Origin of the sequence: Kitasatospora sp. NPDC059571 (assembly GCF_042735675.1) — a bacterium.
In the GTDB taxonomy this organism is placed as follows: Bacteria; Actinomycetota; Actinomycetes; order Streptomycetales; family Streptomycetaceae; genus Kitasatospora.
Map to the genome: position 1 here is coordinate 1 of NZ_JBHWBW010000720.1, position 2,519 is coordinate 2,519.

At 74.8% G+C, this 2,519-nt stretch carries 3 protein-coding genes and 1 pseudogene; all 4 read right to left on the reverse strand.

The window, feature by feature from the left end:
- Nucleotides 1–795, reverse strand: a 795-nt coding sequence (gene trpA / locus ACFV0G_RS38235; protein WP_380558138.1) for a tryptophan synthase subunit alpha, incomplete at its 3' end; no start/stop codon positions are given.
- Nucleotides 796–797: 2 nt separating this feature from the next.
- Entirely contained in the window at nt 798–2,030 is a 1,233-nt protein-coding gene (trpB, locus tag ACFV0G_RS38240) for a tryptophan synthase subunit beta (protein ID WP_380558141.1), read from the reverse strand.
- 53 nt (nt 2,031–2,083) lie between these two features.
- A complete protein-coding gene (gene trpM / locus ACFV0G_RS38245; protein ID WP_380558144.1) occupies nt 2,084–2,245 on the reverse strand; it encodes a tryptophan biosynthesis modulator TrpM in 162 nt (53 codons plus the stop codon).
- Nucleotides 2,242–2,519: pseudogene (locus ACFV0G_RS38250) on the reverse strand (hypothetical protein); the annotation flags it as partial. The pseudogene ACFV0G_RS38250 and the gene trpM, both read right to left, overlap by 4 nt.

The following is a 2,519-nucleotide window of genomic DNA, read 5'->3' on the forward strand; positions in this document are numbered from 1 at the left end:
GCCCGCTGCGAGGTCGGCGGCCAGGGCCCGGACGTCGGCCAGGGCCTTGGCGCTGTCGCCGTCCGCGTCCAGGATCCGCTGGACGAACGCGGAGCCGACGATCACGCCGTCGGCGAAGGCGGCCACCTCGGCGGCCTGGTCGGCGGTGGAGACGCCGAGGCCGACGCAGACCGGGAGCTCGGTAGTGGCCCGGGTGCGGGCGACCAGGTCCTCGGCCATCGAGCCGACCGCGGCGCGGGTGCCGGTCACGCCCATCACGGCGGCGGCGTAGACGAAGCCGCTGCCGGCCGCGGTGACCTCGGCGAGGCGGGCGTCCTTGCTGCTCGGCGCGACCACGAACACGGTGTCGAGCCCGTGCTCGCCGGCGGCCTTGCGCCACTCGTCGGACTCCTCGACCGGCAGGTCGGGCAGGATGCAGCCCGCTCCCCCGGCGGCCGCCAGGTCGGCGGCGAACCGGGCGACGCCGTAGCGGTCGACCGGGTTCCAGTACGTCATGACCAGCACCGGGGCCTCCGGGTGCGCGGCGGCCACCTCGGCCACCGTGCGCAGCACGTCCTTGATCCGGACGCCGCCGCGCAGCGCGATGTCGTCCGCGGTCTGGATGGTCGGGCCGTCCAGCACCGGGTCGGAGTGCGGCAGGCCGATCTCGACCACGTCGCAGCCGCCCGCCAGGAGGGCGTCGACCGCCTCGATGCCGCCGGCGACGGTCGGGAAGCCGGCCGGCAGGTAGCCGATCAGGGCGGCCCGGTTCTCGGCCTTGGCCGCGGCCAGGGCCTTGCTGAGCTTGGACGCCATGGTCACTTGCCCCCGTTGTTGTCGTAGAGGCCGAAGTACTCGGCGGCGGTGTGCATGTCCTTGTCGCCGCGCCCGGACAGGCTCACCAGGATGGTGGCCTCCGGGCCGAGCTCGCGGCCGAGCTCCAGGGCGCCGGCCAGCGCGTGGGCGCTCTCGATGGCCGGGATGATGCCCTCGGTGCGGGACAGCAGGCGCAGCGCCTGCATGGCGGCGTCGTCGGTGACCGGGCGGTACTCGGCCCGGCCGGTGTCCTTCAGCCCCGCGTGCTCGGGGCCGACGCCCGGGTAGTCCAGGCCGGCCGAGATGGAGTGCGACTCGATGGTCTGGCCGTCCTCGTCCTGCAGCACGTAGGTGCGCGAGCCGTGCAGCACGCCGGGGTCGCCCTTGGTGAGGGTGGCGGCGTGGCGCGGGGTCTCGGCGCCCTCGCCGGCGGCCTCGCAGCCGATCAGGCGCACCCCGGCGTCGGGGATGAACTCGTGGAAGATGCCCATCGCGTTGGAGCCGCCGCCGACGCAGGCGACGACCGCGTCCGGGAGGCGGCCGGTGCGCTCCAGGACCTGCTCGCGGGCCTCGACGCCGATGATCCGGTGGAAGTCGCGGACCATCATCGGGAAGGGGTGCGGGCCGGCCACCGTGCCGAACAGGTAGTGGGTGGTGTCGACGTTGGCGACCCAGTCGCGGAACGCCTCGTTGATGGCGTCCTTGAGGGTGCGGCTGCCGGACTTCACGGCGACGACCTCGGCGCCGAGCATCCGCATCCGGGCGACGTTCAGCGCCTGGCGCTCGGTGTCGACCTCGCCCATGTAGATGGTGCAGTCGAAGCCGAACAGGGCGCAGGCGGTGGCGGTGGCCACGCCGTGCTGGCCGGCGCCGGTCTCGGCGATGATCCGGGTCTTGCCCATCCGCCGGGTGAGCAGGGCCTGGCCCAGCACGTTGTTGATCTTGTGCGAGCCGGTGTGGTTGAGGTCCTCGCGCTTGAGGAGGACCCGGGCGCCGCCGGCCTCGGCGGAGAACCGCCGCACGTCGGTGAGCGGGCTCGGCCGGCCGGTGTAGTCCTTCAGCAGGGTGTCCAGCTCGGCGGCGAAGGCCGGGTCGGTCTTGGCCTTCTCGTACTCCTCGGCGACCTGCTCCACGGCGGCGACCAGCGCCTCCGGGATGAAGCGTCCGCCGTACGCGCCGAAGTAGCCGCGGGCGTCCGGGACCTGGGCGCCCGGGAGGTAGTCCTTCTCGGACATGGTGAAGCGTCCTTCTGGGTTCGATGGATGCGGTGACGTACGGGAGCGGCTGCTCAGCCGCACGTCCTGCGCCATCGACGGCCCGGCACCTGGCCGGGCTCGCAGCCGATCACGTACCGCACCCGCCGCCCCAGCACCCGGCGTGCGGGCGCGCGGCAGCCGCGCGGGCGGCAGCCGGGGGCGAGACGGGAGGCGAGTTTCACTGCAGCGGTCAGCCCTTGTTGCGCAGGGCCGGGTGGGCGCCGGCCGCGACGAGGTCGGCCACGGCGGCCTTCGGGTCCTTGCCGGTCACCAGGGACTCGCCGACCAGCACCGCGTCGGCGCCGAGGTTGGCGTACTGGATGACGTCCAGCGGGCCGCGGACGCCGGACTCGGCGGCCGTGGCGAGCCCGGCCCGGGAGGGGGCGGCCCCGGGGGGGGACGGGTTTGGGGGGGCCCCGCGGGGGGGGTGGGTGGGGGGGGGGTTGGCCGGTGAGAGCGGCGCGCGCG

Excerpts from the sequence above, each read along its gene's own strand:
- trpB (WP_380558141.1), bottom strand. The coding sequence starts at position 2,030 with ATGTCCGAGAAGGACTACCTCCCGGGCGCCCAGGTCCCGGACGCCCGC.